The organism is Frankia sp. CgJB1 (assembly GCF_977947065.1).
Genome location: NZ_CDWTNB010000034.1, coordinates 1 through 17,988 on the forward strand (window position 1 = coordinate 1; position 17,988 = coordinate 17,988).

16 protein-coding genes are annotated in these 17,988 nt (G+C 70.3%); 6 read left to right on the plus strand and 10 right to left on the minus strand.

Annotated features, from left to right (window positions below):
• Positions 1 to 48: 48 nt before the first annotated feature.
• The gene (locus AC08OT_RS06340; protein WP_476602628.1) at positions 49 to 798 is read right to left on the minus strand and encodes an ATP-binding protein; all 750 of its coding nucleotides are present in this window, start codon (positions 796 to 798) and stop codon (positions 49 to 51) included.
• 251 nt (positions 799 to 1,049) lie between these two features.
• On the opposite strand from AC08OT_RS06340, the gene AC08OT_RS06345 reads away from it, so the two are divergent.
• Positions 1,050 to 3,305: a DEAD/DEAH box helicase gene (locus AC08OT_RS06345; RefSeq protein ID WP_476602625.1), complete on the plus strand. Its 2,256-nt coding sequence runs from the start codon at positions 1,050 to 1,052 to the stop codon at positions 3,303 to 3,305.
• A gap of 17 nt (positions 3,306 to 3,322) precedes the next feature.
• Here the strand turns inward: AC08OT_RS06345 and AC08OT_RS06350 are convergent, their stop codons facing one another.
• From AC08OT_RS06350 to AC08OT_RS06380, 7 genes are all read right to left on the minus strand, one after another.
• Positions 3,323 to 4,021 carry a succinate dehydrogenase iron-sulfur subunit gene (locus AC08OT_RS06350; protein WP_462186658.1) on the minus strand — a complete coding sequence of 233 codons (699 nt, stop codon included), beginning with the start codon at positions 4,019 to 4,021 and terminating at the stop codon, positions 3,323 to 3,325.
• A complete protein-coding gene (gene sdhA / locus AC08OT_RS06355) occupies positions 4,021 to 5,775 on the minus strand; it encodes a succinate dehydrogenase flavoprotein subunit (protein WP_476594212.1) in 1,755 nt (584 codons plus the stop codon). The genes AC08OT_RS06350 and sdhA overlap by 1 nt, the downstream gene beginning before the upstream one ends.
• A 48-nt stretch (positions 5,776 to 5,823) precedes the next feature.
• Entirely contained in the window at positions 5,824 to 6,288 is a 465-nt protein-coding gene (locus AC08OT_RS06360; protein WP_476594211.1) for a succinate dehydrogenase hydrophobic membrane anchor subunit, read from the minus strand.
• Entirely contained in the window at positions 6,288 to 6,683 is a 396-nt protein-coding gene (sdhC, locus tag AC08OT_RS06365; protein ID WP_476594210.1) for a succinate dehydrogenase, cytochrome b556 subunit, read from the minus strand. Before sdhC ends, AC08OT_RS06360 begins: the two co-directional genes overlap by 1 nt.
• A gap of 250 nt (positions 6,684 to 6,933) precedes the next feature.
• The gene (locus AC08OT_RS06370) at positions 6,934 to 7,596 is read right to left on the minus strand and encodes a hypothetical protein (protein WP_476602626.1); all 663 of its coding nucleotides are present in this window, start codon (positions 7,594 to 7,596) and stop codon (positions 6,934 to 6,936) included.
• Positions 7,597 to 7,703: 107 nt separating this feature from the next.
• Positions 7,704 to 8,870 carry a serine/threonine-protein kinase gene (locus AC08OT_RS06375; RefSeq protein WP_476602629.1) on the minus strand — a complete coding sequence of 389 codons (1,167 nt, stop codon included), beginning with the start codon at positions 8,868 to 8,870 and terminating at the stop codon, positions 7,704 to 7,706.
• Between the two features lie 181 nt (positions 8,871 to 9,051).
• Positions 9,052 to 10,926: a serine/threonine-protein kinase gene (locus AC08OT_RS06380; protein ID WP_476592055.1), complete on the minus strand. Its 1,875-nt coding sequence runs from the start codon at positions 10,924 to 10,926 to the stop codon at positions 9,052 to 9,054.
• Positions 10,927 to 11,044: 118 nt separating this feature from the next.
• Between AC08OT_RS06380 and AC08OT_RS06385 the strand changes: the two genes are divergently transcribed.
• The 4 genes from AC08OT_RS06385 to AC08OT_RS06400 all read left to right on the plus strand — a co-directional run bounded on the left by AC08OT_RS06385 (position 11,045) and on the right by AC08OT_RS06400 (position 14,591).
• Positions 11,045 to 11,479, plus strand: coding sequence for a cytidine deaminase (locus AC08OT_RS06385; RefSeq protein ID WP_462186664.1), 435 nt, complete (start codon positions 11,045 to 11,047; stop codon positions 11,477 to 11,479).
• Positions 11,476 to 12,780 (plus strand): thymidine phosphorylase, encoded by a 1,305-nt coding sequence (locus tag AC08OT_RS06390; RefSeq protein ID WP_476592054.1) that lies wholly within the window; start codon positions 11,476 to 11,478, stop codon positions 12,778 to 12,780. The genes AC08OT_RS06385 and AC08OT_RS06390 overlap by 4 nt, the downstream gene beginning before the upstream one ends.
• Before the next feature lie 105 nt (positions 12,781 to 12,885).
• Entirely contained in the window at positions 12,886 to 13,986 is a 1,101-nt protein-coding gene (locus AC08OT_RS06395; protein WP_476592053.1) for an adenosine deaminase, read from the plus strand.
• Positions 13,986 to 14,591 carry a DNA-3-methyladenine glycosylase I gene (locus tag AC08OT_RS06400; protein ID WP_476592052.1) on the plus strand — a complete coding sequence of 202 codons (606 nt, stop codon included), beginning with the start codon at positions 13,986 to 13,988 and terminating at the stop codon, positions 14,589 to 14,591. The genes AC08OT_RS06395 and AC08OT_RS06400 overlap by 1 nt, the downstream gene beginning before the upstream one ends.
• Positions 14,592 to 14,642: 51 nt before the next feature.
• On the opposite strand, the gene deoC is transcribed toward AC08OT_RS06400, so the two are convergent.
• Entirely contained in the window at positions 14,643 to 15,422 is a 780-nt protein-coding gene (gene deoC / locus AC08OT_RS06405; RefSeq protein WP_476592051.1) for a deoxyribose-phosphate aldolase, read from the minus strand.
• A 40-nt stretch (positions 15,423 to 15,462) separates the two neighbouring features.
• Between deoC and upp the strand changes: the two genes are divergently transcribed.
• Positions 15,463 to 16,101 (plus strand): uracil phosphoribosyltransferase, encoded by a 639-nt coding sequence (gene upp / locus AC08OT_RS06410; protein ID WP_476592050.1) that lies wholly within the window; start codon positions 15,463 to 15,465, stop codon positions 16,099 to 16,101.
• On the opposite strand, the gene AC08OT_RS06415 is transcribed toward upp, so the two are convergent.
• Complete coding sequence (locus AC08OT_RS06415) at positions 16,047 to 17,972, minus strand: phospho-sugar mutase (RefSeq protein ID WP_476595273.1); 1,926 nt, start codon at positions 17,970 to 17,972, stop codon at positions 16,047 to 16,049. The genes upp and AC08OT_RS06415 overlap by 55 nt on opposite strands.
• Positions 17,973 to 17,988: the final 16 nt, after the last annotated feature.

A 17,988-nucleotide genomic window follows, 5' to 3' on the forward strand; every position in this document is an offset into this window, starting at 1 on the left:
TATAAGAGACAGCTTCCCGTAGACCCGACATAGAATAATCAAGTTATTTCAATGCAAATCCTTCGCGTTGATTCCGGCGGTTTCGTACAGCGTCTTGCTGTTCACTACACCGGCGGAGTTCAGAGCCAGGACCTCGAAGTATCGTCGTAGGCGATACGGGTCACGGTTCTCATGGAGAATTTCGACGTCACGGGTGAGAAGCTGATCCAGGTAGCTTTCCAGCCAGTAGCCGCGGGTGCGGTCCGAGAGGTGCAGTGCGGCTTCGGGGAATCCGCTTTGCAGGGCCATCTCGACGTAGCCGCGAAGGTCTGGTGCGCCTGACGGCACGACCAGCAAATCCGCGCCGCTTGTCGCGATTCGATCAAGGAAGGTCGTCCTGTCGACTCGGCCGATGATCTCTTGTATGGTGAGACCGGTCATAGGCACTCTTACCAGGCGGCCGGTGCCGGGCCAGTTGTCGGCTTCGAGATCCGTTCGTACGGAGCCGGCGACGATGAAGCGGCCGGGCCGGGGCTCGGAATCGACCGCACGTTTGATCGCGCCGAGCACCGTCGGAACCATCTGCCACTCGTCCAGAAGAATCGGTTCTGGAAGTCCGCGGAGAGCGGCGTCGGGATCCGCGGTGAACGGGACAGCCTCGCGTGGTTGATCGAGAAGGATAACTGTGCGGGCATGCCGGGCCGCTGTCGTGGTCTTGCCGGTGGCCCGCGGCCTGACGACCAGTAGTGCCGGCAGTTCCTGCAGAAGATCACGGATCAGGCCGTCGACGAGCCGTGGGAGGTAGGGCCGATTTATGATTGAAGGCTACCAACTTCACGCACTGGCTAGTACCAACCTCCCGCAAATACTGGTACTAACATGCCGCGGTCGCTCCGCCTCGGGCCGTCGCGGCCGTACCCCGGTGGTGACCGTGCCCAGGCGGGGCCGGGTTCGCGGGTGTCGATCGCTGGGATGCTGCTGACCGCGGCCCACCACGCCGTCTCCGGTGCGGAAGCGGCTGTGACCTGGGACGATCCGATCTTGTCGGTGGCGTCGGGTAGACACCTCTCATGGCAGCAGACGAGACGACCTCCGCGCTTCCGGTGGCTTCCGGCCCGGCGTCGCCGGTCGCGCATGCTCCGGACCCGGCGGACCCGGTGCCCGGTGGGCTGCGGGAGCGCGCGGAGGAGCTGCTGCGGGCGCTTGCCGGGCCGGCCGCGGCATTGCGCGAGGACCAGTGGCAGGCCATCGACGCGCTCGTGACCCACCGGCGCCGGGTGCTGCTCGTCCAGCGCACCGGTTGGGGCAAGTCGGCGGTGTACTTCCTCGCCACGGCACTGCTCCGCGGTGCAGCGGGACGCGCTGCTCCGACGGTGATCGTCTCCCCGTTGCTCGCGCTCATCCGCAACCAGGCGGCGGCCGCGGCGAGGCTGGGCATCCGCGCCGGCGAGATTCACTCCGGCAATGTGACCGAGTGGGACGAGGTCTACGCGGCGTTGCGGTCGGGCGAGCTCGACGTGCTGCTCGTCGGGCCGGAGCGGCTGAACAACCCGACCTTCCGGGACGACTACCTGCCCGAGCTCGCCGCTACCACCGGGTTGCTCGTCATCGACGAGGCGCACTGCATCTCCGACTGGGGGCACGACTTCCGGCCCGACTACCGGCGGCTGCGTACCCTCGTCGCCGGGCTGCGTCCGGGGGTCCCGGTGCTGGCCACGACGGCCACCGCCAACACCCGCGTGGTCGAGGACGTCAGTGAGCAGCTCGGAACCTCCGCTCCCGCCGGCCCAGCGTCCGCCGGGACGTTGGTGCTGCGCGGGAGTCTCGATCGGGAGAGCCTGCGGCTCGCGATCGTGTCGCTGCCGCAGGCCGAGCACCGGTTCGGCTGGCTCGCCGACCATCTCGGCGAGCTGCCCGGATCGGGGATCGTCTACACGCTGACGAAGGCGGCGGCGGAGGAGCTGACCATCTTTCTGCGCGGTCAGGGTCATGCCGTCACCACGTATCACGGTGGCACCGAGGCGGCCGAGCGCATCGCCGCCGAGGAGGACCTGCTCGCGAACCGGGTCAAGGCACTGATCGCCACCAGCGCGCTCGGAATGGGCTTCGACAAGCCGGACCTCGGCTTCGTCGTCCACGTCGGGGCTCCGTCGTCGCCGATCTCCTACTATCAGCAGATCGGCCGGGCCGGCCGTGCGCTCGATACGGCCGAGGTCGTGCTCCTCCCGGCGGCTGAGGACCGGGACATCTGGCGCTACTTCGCGGACACCTCTTTTCCGCCGGAGCACGTCGTCCGCCGGGTGCTCGGAGTGCTCGCGGCCGCCGACCGGCCGCTGTCGACCCAGGCGTTGCTCGCGTCCGTCGACCTCGGCCCCAGCCGGCTTGACCAGATGCTGAAGGTTCTCGACACCGACGGGGCGGTCCGGCGGGTCAGGGGCGGCTGGGCGAGTACCGGTGAGCCCTGGTCGTACGACGAGGAGCGTTACCGGCGTGTCGCCGCGGCACGGTCTCGGGAACAGCAGGCGATGCTTGACTACATCGTGACGACCGGCTGCCGGATGGAGTTCCTGCGCCGGCAGCTTGACGATCCCCACGCGGCGGCCTGCGGGCGGTGTGACCGGTGCACCGGTCGGTCGTGGTCGTCCGCGGTCTCGGAGTTCTCGCGGACGCGGGCCCGGGATGAGCTGTACCGGGCGGGCGTCCCGGTCGAACCGCGGCGGATGTGGCCGATGGGGATGGGCCGGCTCGGGGTCGACCTGGCCGGGCGTATCCCGGCGTCGGCCGGTGCCGAGCCCGGGCGGGCGCTCGCCCGACTCAGCGATGTGGGCTGGGGAAACGGGCTGCGCCCGATGTTCACGCCTGCCAGCCTCGCTGTGCCCGGCTCCGCTGTGCCCGGTGCCCTCGACGGCCCGCTTCCCGGCGATCTCGTCGAGGCGGTGGTCGCGACGCTCGCCGGTTGGGGATGGCAGCGGCGGCCGGTGGCCGTCGTGTCGATCGCGTCCCGGAGCCGGCCCCGGCTCGTCGCGAGCCTCGCCGAGCGCATTTCCACCATCGGACGCCTGCCGCTGCTGGGGCAGCTCGACCGGGTCGCCGACGGGCCGCACACCGGGCAGGTGCACAACAGCGCACACCGGCTCGCCGGCCTGTGGAATGCGTTCACCGTCTCCTCGGCCCTTGCCGCCGCCCTGGGCGATCTCGGCGGTCCGGTGCTGCTCGTCGATGATCGGATCGTCACCGGCTGGACGATGACGGTCACCGCTCGACTGCTCCGGCAGGCCGGAGCGCCGTCGGTGCTGCCGTTCGCGCTCGCGGTGGACACCGCATGACCGGCTGGGAGGAAGGCTCAGACGCGGCGGAACAACAGCGCCCGCTTGACTTCCTGGATGGCCTTGGTCACCTGGATGCCGCGTGGACAGGCGTCGGTGCAGTTGAAGGTGGTCCGGCAACGCCAGACCCCCTCGCGTTCGTTGAGGATCTCCAGGCGTTCGTCGGTACCGGAGTCACGGCTGTCGAAGATGAACCGGTGGGCTGCGACGATCGCCTGCGGGCCGAAGTAGTCGCCGTCGGTCCAGAACACCGGGCACGCGGTGGTGCACGCCGCGCACATGATGCACTTGGTCGTGTCGTCGAAGCGGGCCCGGTCCTCGGCGGACTGCAGCCGCTCGCGGGTCGGCTCGTGGTCGTCAGTGATCAGGTAGGGCTTCACCGCCCGGAACGCGTCGAAGAACGGTTCCATGTCGACGATGAGGTCCTTCTCCACCGGCAGACCTTTGATCGGCTCGATAGTGATCTCCGAGCCGAGGTCCTTCACCAGCACCTTGCAGGCGAGGCGGTTGGCGCCGTTGACCCGCATCGCATCCGAGCCGCACACCCCGTGCGCGCAGGACCGGCGGAAGGCGAGCGTCCCGTCGAGGTTCCACTTGACCCACATGATCGCGTCGAGCAGCCGGTCGCTCGGATCGAACGGCACCTGGTAGCTCTCCCAGTGCGCCTCGTCGACCGTCTCCGGGTCGTAGCGACGGATCTTGAGGGTGACTGTCATCAGTACTTGCGCTCCATCGGCTGGTAGCGGGTCATGACAACCGGCTTGTAGTCTAGGCGGATCTCCGCCTCCGGCGAGGCGGCCACCAGCGGCCCCGACCGGTAGGCCATCGTGTGGCGCATGAAGTTGACGTCGTCCCGGTTCGGGTAGTCCTCACGGGAGTGGCCCCCGCGGGACTCGTTGCGGGCCAGCGCCCCGACGACCAGGACCTCGGCGAGGTCCAGCAGGAAGCCGAGCTCCACCGCTTCGAGTAGTTCGGTGTTGTAGCGACGCCCCCGGTCGGACACGCCCACCCGTTGGTAACGCGTCTTGAGGCCGGAGATGTCGCTCAGCGCCTGCTTGAGCGTCGCCTCCGTCCGGTACACCGAGGCGTTGACGTCCATCGACTCCTGCAGCTCGCGCCGGATCGCAGCCGCGTTCTCGGTTCCGGCGCCCGCGCGCAGGCGTCCGAGCAGGTCCTCGACGAACGACGCCGGGTTCTCCGGGAGGTCGGCGTGCCGTGCGGTCGCGTTCGCGTACTCGGCGGCGGCGATGCCGGCCCGCCGGCCGAATACGTTGATGTCGAGCAGCGAGTTGGTGCCCAACCGGTTCGCGCCATGCACGGACACACACGCCACCTCGCCGGCCGCGTACAGACCGGGCATGACCGTGTCGTTGTCCGCGAGCACCTGCGCGTCCACGTTGGTCGGGATGCCGCCCATCGCGTAGTGCGCCGTCGGCTGGATCGGGATCGGGTCGTTGTACGGTTCGATGCCGAGATAGGTCCGGGCGAACTCGGTGATGTCGGGCAGCTTCGCGTCGAGCTGCTCCGGCGCCAGGTGGGTGAGGTCGAGGTAGACGTGGTCGGCGTCCGGGCCGCAGCCGCGGCCGGCACGGATCTCGGTGTAGATGGCGCGAGCCACCATGTCGCGTGGCGCAAGGTCCTTGATGGTCGGGGCGTAGCGCTCCATGAAGCGTTCGCCGTCCTTGTTGCGTAGGATTCCGCCCTCGCCGCGGGCACCCTCGGTGAGCAGAATCCCCATCTTCCAGATGCCGGTCGGATGAAACTGGAAGAACTCCATGTCCTCCAGCGGGATGCCCCGCCGGAACGCCAGACCCATTCCGTCACCGGTCAGCGTGTGCGCGTTGGAGGTGACCTTGAAGACCTTGCCGAAACCGCCGGTGGCGAACACCACCGACTTGGCCTGGAAGACGTGGATCTCGCCGGTCTTCAGCTCGTAGGCGACCACCCCGGCCGCCGCGCCCTCCTGCAGCAGCAGGTCGAGGACGTAGAACTCGTTGAAGAACTCGATGTCGTGCTTGACACACTGCTGGTACAGCGTCTGCAGGATCATGTGCCCGGTGCGGTCCGCCGCGTAGCAGGAGCGGCGCACCGGGGCCTTGCCGTGGTCGCGGGTATGGCCGCCGAACCGGCGCTGGTCGATGCGACCCTTGGGTGTCCGGTTGAACGGCAGCCCCATTTTCTCCAGGTCGAGGACAGCGTCGATGGCCTCCTTCGCCATGATCTCCGCGGCGTCCTGGTCGACCAGGTAGTCACCGCCCTTGATCGTGTCGAAGGTGTGCCACTCCCAGTTGTCCTCCTCGACGTTGGCCAGGGCGGCACACATGCCGCCCTGCGCCGCGCCGGTGTGCGAGCGGGTGGGATAGAGCTTGGTGAGCACGGCGGTCCGGCAGCGGGTGCTCGCCTCGATGGCGGCACGCATGCCGGCTCCGCCCGCACCGACGATGACTGCGTCGTACCTGTGGACCTGCACGCCTACCTCCATCCGTCCGATGCTGGGGTCACGAGATCACCGGCGCGTTCAGATATCGGGATCGAAGGTGAAGATGACCAGGGTGCCGAGGGCGACGACCAGGAACGCCGAGGTATAGAGCAGCGTCTTCAGCCAGAACCGGGTCTGGGGCCGCCCGGCGTAGTCGTTGATGATCGTGCGCAGGCCGTTGGTGCCGTGCAGCTCCGCCAGGAGCAGCATCACCAGGTCCCAGGTGCGCCAGAACGGTGACGCCCAGCGGCCGGCGACGAACCCGAAGTTCACCCGCTGCACACCGCCGTCGAGGATGTTCATGATGAACAGGTGACCGAGCACCAGAAAGAACAACAGCAGGCCGCTGACCCGCATGAACACCCAGGCGTAGAGCTCGAAGTTGGTGCGCGCCTTGGCGCTGCCCGGCTTCCTCCGCCGGCGGGAGAGCCCGGGGGCGCGGGGCGCGACGAGTTCCGGCGCGCGCGGGCCCGCCGGGCCACCGGGGGGAGCGGTTGCCGTCATCAGGTCGTGCTCCCGAACAGCGTCTCGAAGGTGTGCAGCAGCATTCGGGAGGCGGCCGGAACCAGCAGCACGACGAAGATGACGAGCTCGACGTACAGCATCTGCTTCTGGTACCTCGGGCCGGACTCCCAGAAGTCGATCAACATGATCCGGATGCCGTTGAGGGCGTGGTACAGCACCGCCGCGACCAGGCCGACCTCGAGCAGGTTGACGACCGGGTTCTTGTAGACCTCGATCACCTCGTTGTACAACGTGGGGGAGACCCGGACGAGAGCGGTGTCGAGCACGTGGGCGAAGAGGAAGAAGAAGACCAGGACACCGGTGATCCGGTGGGCCACCCAGGACCACATACCCTCTCGACCGCGGTACAGCGTGCCCGCTGGTGCCTTCGGCAATGAAAGCTCCTCCGGATCGGCCCAGCCGATGGGCCGGAAAGGTCATGTCTGGGGGCGCTAGGGCGCCCCGACGCATCGTCGAGACGATGGTGCATCTCACCCAGATGCTAGTGCCGGGCCTGGTGGAGGGCATGTTCGGGCCGGGCGCGTCCGGGTGAACTCGGCCACAGGCGCACTGGGACGCCCCACCCCCGGGTTCCGGTGCCATTCGGTGCCGGCCCGCTCCCCGAGCCGTCCCTCGACCGGGTCGTCAGGGTACGAGGGTGGTGGTTTCGGTCGGCGCCGGTGCCGTCGTCGGAACGACGGGCGGCGTCGTGACCCCCGGAGAGGCCGATGCCGTCCGGCTCGGCGAGGGGGTGACCCGGTCGGGTGGTGTCTGGGTCGGTGGCGGGGAGGTCTGAACCCGGGTGCTCGGCTGGGGGGTCGGGGTGGGCGTCTCCGTTGTCGGCGTCGTCGTTGGGGTCGCAGACGACGACGGCCGGGGGCGGTAGGTGTAGCGCGGGGAGTCCGGGGCGACGACCTCAGACGTGGTGGATCGTGAGGTCACGGCCGGGGGGGAGGAAGCGATGGTCGCGATGGGCGGTGGCGTGGTCTGCTGCGCGGTGACATCGTTCGGCTCGGGGGTCGAGCCGCCGGAGGTCAGTCCGACAGTCAGGGCGATGGCCGCGCCCATCACGAGCATGGCCGCTCCGGCCACGACCGCGATCGTCCGCTGTCGACGCCGCTGGGGGTCGCCCGGTCCGTGACCGTGCCCGTCGCGGCGGGGAGGCTCGGCGCGGCGCCGGGCCTCGCCGAGGGGCAACAGTCCGGCGGCGTGATTGTCGTCGTCGAACAGATCCAGGTCGGAGGTCGCCGACACGGGGGTGGCCGCGCCGATGCGGGTCACGTCGTCGTCCACCGGAGACCCCGCCACGCTGTTGAGCCCGATGCTGGTCGGCGTGTCGTGGTCGGGCTCGGGCTCGGGCCGCGTCCGGCCAGGCGGTGCTGCGCGGTTCTGCGGCGTGGTCCGGTCCAGCGGGATCACGTGGTTCGATGGGCCGGTGCGGCCGGGTTCCCCACGACCGGTGTGCGACTCGGCAGCGCCCGCAGCCGCCACGGTGGTCCCGTCAAGGGGGTTGAGTAGGGGATCCACAGTGACGTAGCGGGGACGGGCGGCGCGGCGGCGGACGCCGAGCGGTTCGTCGGGCGCGGGACAGCCCCCTGGTCTCCCACGGCCGCCGGAGCCGCCTCGCCTGCCTGGACTCCCGCGGTCCCGGCGACACCGCCGCCCGACCCCTGCCGGGAATCTGCGGCCGGTCCGGCGCCTGCTGCCGGCTCGGCCGGGTCGTCGAGGTTCTCCAGGCCGACGTCGACGGAACTCGCGTCCGTCTCCTCGCCAGTCCGAGGACGGGCGTGCATGACCGAAGCCGGTACCGGATTCGCATTGCGCGCGATCGGGATCAGCCGCCGGCGGATCTCCGTCACGTCGGGCCGCTCCTCGGCCGGCCGGTCCATCAGGTCACTGAGCAGGTTGCGCAACGGGCCGGCTAGCCGGAAGGCCTGCCGGCGGCCCTCGACCACGGCGGTCAGTACGGCGTAGGTCTCCGGGCCCTCGAACGGCGGCTGGCCCTCGACAGCCGAGTACAGCGTCGCGCCGAGCCCCCACAGGTCGCTCGCGGGAGTGCCGGAGGAGCCCCGGACCCGCTCGGGAGCGATGTAGGCCGGGGAGCCGACCAGGGCCCCAGCGCCGGTCAGGGTCACGTCGCCCTCGGTCGCGGCGATGCCGAAGCCGGTGAGCCGCACCCGGCCGTCCCGCCCGAGCAGGACGTTCCCGGGCTTGACGTCGCGGTGGAGCACGCCCGCCGAATGGGCCGCGGCGAGCGCGTCGGTCAGCGCCAGCCCGATCGCGGCGATCTGGTCGAAGGGCAGCGGGCCCTGGTTGCGGATCACATCGCCGAGGCTGTCCGCGTCGACGAGTTCTATGATGGTCCAGTGCCGCTGATGTTCCTCGACCACGTCGTACACCGAGACGATGGCGGGACTGTGCAGCCTGGCCAGGGCACGGGCCTCGCGAAGAACCCGGGCCCGGATCGCGTCGCGCTCGTTCTGCGCGCCGGCCATCGGCACGAGGATCTCTTTGATGGCGACCGGGCGCTGGAGTAGTTCGTCCTCACCGCGCCAGACGCTACCGGCTCCACCACGCCCGATAGGCGTGGTGGAGCCGGTAGCGCTGCGCTACGTAGCGAGGTGTGCCGTGCCGGGAGGTGTCCGGGGGCACAATTGCCGATTTAGCCATCGTGTCAAGTCTGACAGATGGACTGATGCGCGCGCCGGACGGCCCGCATCTTTCCGAACACTACGGGCACCGCAAATCCGTCGATGGCCGACATCACGGACCGGGCCGGAAGGTGGCGAACAGCTGGCGCATCAACGGTTGATCTTGCAGCCACAGATCCTCCCTGGTATGCCAGTACAGGGCATACCCGTGGCCGTTGCGAATCGCACCCCGGTTGAGCACATGCACCATGACCCCGTCCGACCCGCGGTACCCGAACTCCCAGTCGGCCTGGTTGGTGCCATCCCCACCATCGCTGGGAGCCAGCCGTATCTGCCGATAATCCCGCACGCTCTGCCGGAAGCCGGCCTCGTTGCGTCGCCAGTCGCCGATGGCAGAGGTGTTTGCTTGCCTGACGCTACCGACACGTAGGAAGGACCGGGCAGCCGGGTCCACGAAGTCGACGTTTCCGGGTCCGCCGGGCCCCTCGCGGCGCTGCCAGTCCGAGGGGTACGCCACGGACCAGCCGGCGGTGGGATCGACGTAGGACACCCAGCCAGGCGGGCCCGTGACCGGGGTGGTTTCCCGAGCGACGGGCTCCCCGGCCGCCGCCGGGCCCGCCGGGGCCGACCCGCCGGCTCCGGTCGGCGACGAGATGCCGCCGGTCTGGTTGGTCGAGGTGCCGCGGCTCTTGTCGTCCGGGCCACCTGTCACCACGATCACGATGCCGATGATCGCGGCGGCGACCAGTGCCACGAGCGTCGCCACGGCGATGGTCACGCGACGCTGATCCCCGGCGTCGGGGTCGCGTGGCGGACCTCCCGCCGGCTCGATTCCCGCCGGCCCGTCGGGCGCCGGCCGCAGCCGGGCGGTCGACGGCGGGGAGGCCGGTGAGGCGGTGGCGAAGAGATTAGCCAGTTCGACGTCGCCGCCGGTGAAACCGTTGCCGTGCCCTCGGCCGATGAGCCGGGCCCCGGCCGGGATTCCGCCCAGGGCACGCATCCGGTCGATCGAGTGGATGCGCTCCAACGGCCCGGTGGGACGGGACCGAGGTGTCCGCGACGGCGTGGCCTCCTGACGCGTCTCGGTGTCCTGGCGGGCTCCGGTGTTCTGCTGAGCTGCGGCGTGCTGGCGGACCGCATCTCGTTCGACTATCTCGCGCAGTCGCCTGCGTACGACGGTGAGCGGTGGTCGGCTCGCCTCGTGCGGGGCCATCAGGTCGTCGATCACCGGTATAAGTGGTCCGGCCAGCCGGAAGGGCTGGCGTCGTCCCTGAACCAGGGCGGTGAGCACCGAAATCGGGTCACCGCCGGAGAAGGGCGGGTAGCCTTCGACGGTGGTGAACAGCGTGGCGCCCAGTCCCCACCGGTCACCCGCGGCGCTGCCGGCATCGCCACGGGCGCGTTCCGGCGGCAGGTAGGCGGGGGAGCCCATCACCATCCCAGTGCTGGTGAGCCGGGGATCCCCCTGGCTGACCGCGATGCCGAAGTCGGTCAGCCGGGCCCGGCCGTCCGCGGTCACCAGCACGTTGCTCGGCTTGACGTCGCGGTGCACCACGCCGAGCCGGTGCGCGGCCTCCAGGGCGTAGGCGAGGCTGATACCGATCCGGCACGTCTCCTCGACCGGCAGCGGTCCGCGATCATTGATGATCGTGGCGAGGGACTGGCCGTCAACGTATTCCATGATGATCCAGGGCAGCTCGCCGTCGTCGATGACGTCGAGGACGGCGACGGCACCGGGATGATGCAGCCGACCGGCGGCGCGCGCCTCGCGTAGGACCCGCTCGCGGGTCAGGTCGCGTTCGTCCGCGTTCTCCCCGAGCGGCAGCTGTACTTCCTTGATTGCAACCAAGCGCTGGAGCAGCTCGTCGGTGGCCCGGTGCACGACGCCGAATCCGCCGCGTCCGATGACCCCGTCGAGCCGGTACCGTCCCCCGACGAGGGCCACCGCTCTGGCCGAACCCGGATTGTCCGGGGACCCGCCTGCCATCCCGTCGTCCCTTCCGATCGCCGGTGGGGCTCGCATCCATGGGATCACATCGTGGCCGGACCGGGGGTCGGGCATGCTGGCGACAGCGACCGAACGGACCACGGACCTGGGGTGCAGTGTGAACGATAAAGACTGGGAGCGGTTGCGGAACGCCGCTGTCCGTGTCGCACAGAGCGCCTACGCGCCCTACTCGGGTCTGCGGGTGGGTGCTGCTGCACTGGTCGTGGATCTGCCGGACGCCGCCGGGCGTACCACCGGTGACGACCCGTGGATCGTCGTCGGCTGCAATGTCGAGAACGCGTCCTACGGCCTCGGGCTGTGCGCCGAATGCGGTCTCGTCTCGGCGCTGCACGCCAGAGGCGGTGGTCGGCTGCTGGCGTTCGCCTGCGTCGACTCCGACGGTGCGCCGTTGGCGCCCTGCGGACGGTGCCGCCAGCTGCTCTACGAGCACGGCGGGCCGGATCTGCTCGTCGCCACGGGCGACGGCGTGCGCACCATCGCGGACCTGCTCCCCGCAGCGTTCGGACCGCACGATCTACCGGGTGTCGCGTGAGCGGGAGTTTCGACGTCGTCGATCTGATCCGGGCCAAGCGGGACGGTCGACCCGTCGATCTCCGGGCCGTCGACTGGCTCATTGACGCCTACACCCGGGGTCTGGTCGCCGACGAGCAGATGTCGGCGTACCTGATGGCGGTGGTGTGGCGCGGGATGGCTTCCGCCGAGCTGGACCGCTGGACCGCCGCAATGATCGACAGTGGGGAGCGCCTGGACCTGACCGGCGTGGGACGTCCCACCGTCGACAAACACTCCACCGGAGGGGTCGGCGACAAGGTCTCGCTCGTGCTGGTGCCGCTGGTCGCCGCCTGTGGGGCCGCGGTCCCACAGCTCGCCGGGCGGGGGCTCGGTCACACCGGTGGAACGCTGGACAAGATGGAGGCGATCCCCGGCTGGCGGGCGGATCTGTCGGCCGCCCGGATGCGTGAGCTCCTCGCCGAGGTGGGTGCGGTGATCTGTGCCGCGGGTGCCGGCCTCGCTCCGGCCGACCGCCGGCTCTACGCGCTGCGGGACGTCACCGGAACCGTCGAGTCGATCCCGCTCATCGCATCGTCGATCATGAGTAAGAAGATCGCCGAGGGCACGTCGGCGCTGGTCCTGGACGTCAAGGTCGGCTCTGGGGCCTTCATGACGTCGGTGGGCGAGGCCCGTGAGCTCGCCCGGGCGATGGTCCGGATCGGCGTTGCCGCCGGGGTCCGCACCGAGGCCCTGCTGACCGGGATGGACCACCCCCTCGGCCGGACCGCCGGGCACGCGCTGGAGGTGGCCGAGGCCGTGGAGACCCTCCGTGGTGGTGGGCCGGCGGATCTGGTGGAGGTCACCGTCGCGCTGGCCAGAGCGATGATCGACCTCGTCGCCGCCGAGCTCGGCCACCGGTCCGGCGCTCTCCATGATCCCGCGCAGGTGCTGGCTGCCGGGGACGCTTTTGCGGTGTGGCGGGCGATGGTCGCGGCCCAGGGCGGCGATCCGGACGCGCCGCTTCCGGCGGCGAGCCATGTCGAGACCGTCCCCGCGCCGGCGACCGGCTATCTCCACCGCCTGGACGCCCGAGCGGTCGGCGTGGCGGCGTGGCGGCTTGGCGCGGGCCGGGCCCGCAAGGAGGACGCGGTCTCCGCGACGGCGGGCGTGCGGTGGCGGGTGGGAATCGGTGACCCGGTCACGGCCGGCGAGCCGCTGCTGGAACTGCACACCGACGACCCGGCCAGCGTCGAGCGGGCCCGGGAGGCCCTGACGGGAGCGGTGGAGGTCGCCGCGACGCCGCCCCCGAGCACACCGCTCGTCCTCGATCATCTCAGCTGAACCGATCACCTCAGCTGAACCGGTCCCGGCAGTCCGGGTCGTCATCGTGCCGTCGCTGTTCTGTCGTACCCGTGGCCTACCGTCGAGACGATGACGGAGGACATGATGACGAACGACGCACGGCCCCCGACGATCACGGTTGAGGACATCCGCCGGGTGCCGAAGGTACTGCTTCATGACCATCTTGACGGCGGGCTCCGGCCGGCCACGGTGGTCGAGCTCGCCGACGAGACCGGTTACCGCGATCTGCCGACCACGGACGTCCACACCCTGAGCATGTGGTTTCGTGGCGGCGCGCATAGCGGCTCGCTCGTCCGCTACCTGGAGACGTTCCGGCACACGGTGGGGGTGATGCAGACCCAGGAGGCCATCATGCGGGTGGCGCGGGAGTGCGCGGAGGATCTCGCGGCCGACGGCGTCGTCTACGCCGAGGTGCGGTTCGCCCCCGAGCTGCACGTCGAGCGCGGGCTGTCCCTGGACGCGGTGGTCGAGGCCGTGCTTGACGGGTTCCGGGCCGGTTCGGCCGGCACACCGCTGCACCTTCGCGCCCTGCTCACCGCGATGCGCCATCAGGCCCGCTCACTGGAGATCGCGGAGCTCGTGGTCCGGTGGCGCGATGCCGGCGTGGTCGGGTTCGACATCGCGGGCGCCGAGGCGGGCAATCCGCCTACCCGTCACCTGGACGCCTTCCAGTACATCCAGCGGGCGAACGGCCACTTCACGATCCATGCAGGCGAGGCGTTCGGCCTGCCGTCGATCTGGGAGGCCGTGCAGTGGTGCAACGCCGATCGGCTGGGGCACGGAGTGCGCATCGTCGATGACATCACGGTCGATCCGGACGGTAAGGCGATCCTCGGTGATCTCGCGAACTACGTGCGCGACGTCCGGGTGCCGCTGGAGATGTGTCCCTCGTCGAACGTGCACACCGGAGCCGCGCCGAGCATCGAGCGGCACCCCATCGGGCTGCTTCGCCGGCTGCAGTTCCGGGTCACGGTCAACACGGACAACAGGCTGATGAGCGGCGTGTCGCTGTCGAGTGAGTTCGCGACCCTCGTGGACGTCAACGGCTACGGCTGGTCCGACATCCGCTGGCTCACCCTCAACGCGATGAAGTCCGCCTTCCTGCCCTTCGACCGGCGGCTCGATTTCATCAACAACGTCATCAAGCCGGGCTATGCGGAGCTTGTCTCCGCGGAGTCAGCCTGATGAGCGGTGGGCCGGTGAGGCCCGCCTCGGATGTCGTGGTGGGAGCCGATGGTTGCCCGCGATGCCCGTGGGGTCTGTCCGCGCCGGAGTACGTCGCCTACCACGACGACGAGTGGGGGCGTCCGGTCAGGGACACGGTCGGTCTGTTCGAGCGGCTGACGCTGGAGGCGTTCCAGTCCGGCCTGTCGTGGTTGACGATCCTGCGCAAGCGGCCGGCGTTCCGGGCGGCGTTCGCCGGATTCGACCCGGCCGCCGTGGCCGCGTTCGGTTCCGCGGATGTCGACCGGCTGCTCGCCGACGCCGGCATCGTCCGAAACCGCCGCAAGATCGAGGCGACGATCGCCAATGCCCGCGCCGTCCTTACGCTGGACCGTCCCCTCGAGGATCTGATCTGGTCGTTCCAGCCGGAGCCGATGGGGCGGGTGGCGCCGGCCACCCTCGCCGACGTGCCGGCGAAGACCCCCGAGTCGGTGGCGTTCGTCAAGGGGCTGCGCGCGGCCGGGTTCGTCTTCGTCGGTCCGACCACCGCCTATGCCCTGATGCAGGCCTGCGGGCTCGTTGATGATCATCTGTCTGGCTGCTGGGTGGCGGGGCGCGTGGGCTAGCCGTCAGATCTCGGCTGTGGCCGTCGGCGGCGGATCATCCGGGGAAGCCGGTCACCTGGGAAAGCCGGCGAGCACATCCGCGGAGGCGGACAGTCCGAGCCGGGTCGCGCCGGCCTCGATCATCTCGATCGCCTTCTCGGCGGTGCGGATGCCGCCCGAGGCTTTGATGCCGAGCCGGCCACCCACGGCCGCCGCCACCGCCCGCACTGCGCGCACGCTGGCCCCGCCGGCCGGGTGGAAACCGGTGGAGGTCTTGACGAACTCGGCGCCGCCGGCCTCCGCTGCCCGGCAGGCGGCGACGATGCTCTCGTCCGGCAGCAGGGCCGTCTCCAGGATGACCTTGAGCACGACGTCCGGCGGCACCGACAGCCGGACCTCGGTGATTTCGGTCTCGATCGCTCGCCAGTTCTCGTCCATCGCGTTGGCGATGTCGATGACCATGTCGATCTCCGTGGCGCCGTCCGCGACCGCCCGCCGCGCCTCCTCGGCCTTGATGACGGTCAGGTGCGTGCCGTGCGGAAAGCCGATGACGGAGGCGACGCCGAAGGCCGGCCCGACCTCACCGCCGTCCCGTCGGGTACTCGCGGCGGCCAGGTAGACATGGGTCGGCGCCACACAGACGGCACCGACACCCAGCTTGGCAGCTTCCCCGCACAGCGCGAGTATCTCCTCGCCGGTGGCGGACGGCTGTAGCAGTGTGTGGTCGACTATCCGGGCCACCTCGGCGCGCCGCAGCGTGGGGCGAGCGCCGGCGGCCGGTCGGGAGGGGCACTTCTCGGGTTCCTCGCCGGGACGGTCCGATCCGGCCGGAGCCGTTGTCATACGTTGCATCATTGCCGATCGCCCGGCTTCGCGTACGAGGAGTCCTTCCGTGCAGCTGCACATCGTCGACCATCCCCTCGCGGCCTCGTCGCTGACCGTCCTGCGGGACGAGCGCACGCCCCGGTCCCGGTTCCGGCCCGTCCTATACGACCTGGCGATGATGCTCGTGTACGAGGCGACCCGTACGCTGCCGACGATGCCGGTCACCGTCACGACTCCGCTGGCCACGACCTCCGGGGTGCGGTTGGCCGCGGAACCGGTCGTCGTCCCGGTGCTGCGGGCCGGGCTCGGCATGCTGCCGGCGGCGCTCAACCTGCTTCCCGACGCCCACACCGCGTTCATCGGGCTCTCCCGCGACGAGACGACCTTCGAACCCACGGCCTACCTGGAGGCGGTGCCCACCGATCTGGCCGGCCGCCCGGTGCTGCTGCTCGACCCGATGCTCGCCACCGGCGGTTCGGCCCTGCACTGCCTGCGGCTGCTCGCCGACCGCGGGGCGCGGGGCGTCACCGTGGTCTCCGTGGTGGCAGCACCGGAGGGCCTTGCGGCGCTGGAATCCGGTGGCCCTGCGGTCGGCACGGCCGACCTGACCGTTGTGACCGCCGTGGTCGACGAGAGATTGAACGAGACGGCCTATATTGTGCCCGGGCTCGGCGACGCGGGTGATCGGATCTTCGGCGAGATGTGATCTCCGTCGCGTCCGTCGAGCAGATTGCCCGCGGCCGTGTGCAGGTGGAGCAGGCGTGCCACGGCCTGGTCCCGAGCCGCGGGCACCGCGTCGACGGCATGCCCCGGCACCGGCTCCACGGTCTCGAGGTACACCTTCAGTTTGGGTTCGGTCCCGCTCGGGCGGAAGATCACCCGATCCTCGTCGAGGAGCAGCATGAGCACGTCGGCGGGTGGCAGGACCGGATGCGCCGCGTCGGCACGGTCCATGGGGCCGGCACGGTCCACGGGGCGTGCGGGTCGAGGGGGGATCCCTCCCGCCGGTGCGTTCCCGTCCCGCCCGCCGGCCAGCAGGTCACGGACTCCGGTGACGGGACGCCCGGCGAGGCTGGTCGGCGGCTGGACCCGCAGGCGGTGCATCATCTCGTCGATCTGGGTGACGTCGTCGAAGCGCGCCGAGTGTTGCCCCGTGAGATGGACACCGAGTCGTGCGGACAACTCGTCGAGCAGGCCTGGCAGGGTCCGACCTCGTCGCTTCGCCCGCGCGGCGATCAGAGCGATGGCGAGGGCGGCGGTGATGCCGTCCTTGTCGCGGACCAGATCCGGGGCGACGGCGTATCCGAGTGCCTCCTCGTAGCCGAAGACCAGCCGCGCGTCCGCACGCATGATCCACTTGAAGCCGGTCAGCGTTTCGGCGTAAGGAATCCCGACCTCGGCGGCCAGCGCACGCAGACCGGAGGAGCTGACGATGGTGGTCGCTACCGGACCGGGGCGGGAGCGCAGGACATGATCGGCGAGAAGCAGACCGACCTCGTCACCGCTGAGTACCCGCCCTCCGACGGCGACGGCGCACCGGTCGGCGTCGGGATCGTTGGCGAGTACCAGATCGGCGTCGATGCGCTCGCCGAGCGCCAGAACCCGGTCCATCGCCCCCGCCTCCTCGGGGTTCGGCCACTGGACTGTCGGAAACTCCGGATCGGGTTCGGCCTGCTCGTGGACGACATCGGGTGCGGCGAGACCCGCGGCGGTGAACACGGCGCTGAGAACGGCTGCGCCGACACCGTGCAACGGGGTGTACGCAACGGTCAGGGCCGTCGCGTCCGTGGTCACGTCTGTGCGTAGGTCGGTGGCTGTGGCTGTGGCTGTGGCTGTGGCTGCCCGGCCGGCGGTGGCCGCCGCGTGTATGTAGTCGTCGACGACATCCGCATCGAGCCTCCGCCAGGTCTCGGCGAGTGGGATCGCCCGGGCGGGGCCGGCAGCCGCGATCATTCCTTCGATCTCACTGTCCGCCGGAGCCACGAGCTGCGCCCCCCGCGCGGCGCCCGAGGAAGCATCACCCAGGTAGACTTTATAGCCGTTGTCGGTGGCCGGATTGTGGCTGGCCGTGACCATCACGCCGGCGTCCGCGCCCAGCCTGCGCACGGCGAAGGCCAGCACCGGAGTGGGCACCGGCCCGGGGAGTACCAGCGCCCGCAGTCCGGCACCGGCGAACACCCGGGCGCTGTCGAGGGCGAACGCCTCGCTGCGATGCCGGGCGTCGTAGCCGACGACGACGGTCGCCGTCGAGGAACTCGGTGCCGCCTGTGCTGGTGGTGTCGCCCTGCTCGTGAGCCAGGTGGCGAGTCCGGCGGCGGCGCGGCGCACCACGGCGGTGTTCATGCCGGCTGGACCGGCGCGCAGTGGCCCGCGCAACCCGGCTGTGCCGAACCGCAGCGGTCCGTGGAAACGTGTGGCCAGCTCCGCGAGCAGCGTGGCATCGTGACCCGCGCCGTCGCGCAGCCGGGCCAGTTCGGCCTGGTCAGCGGGATCCGGATCATCGGCCAGCCAGGCCTCGACCTGCTCGGCGAGTGGGCTGGGCAGGGACGTCGGGCCTGGTCGGGACGAGGACGGCATCGCGATTCCGCCGTGG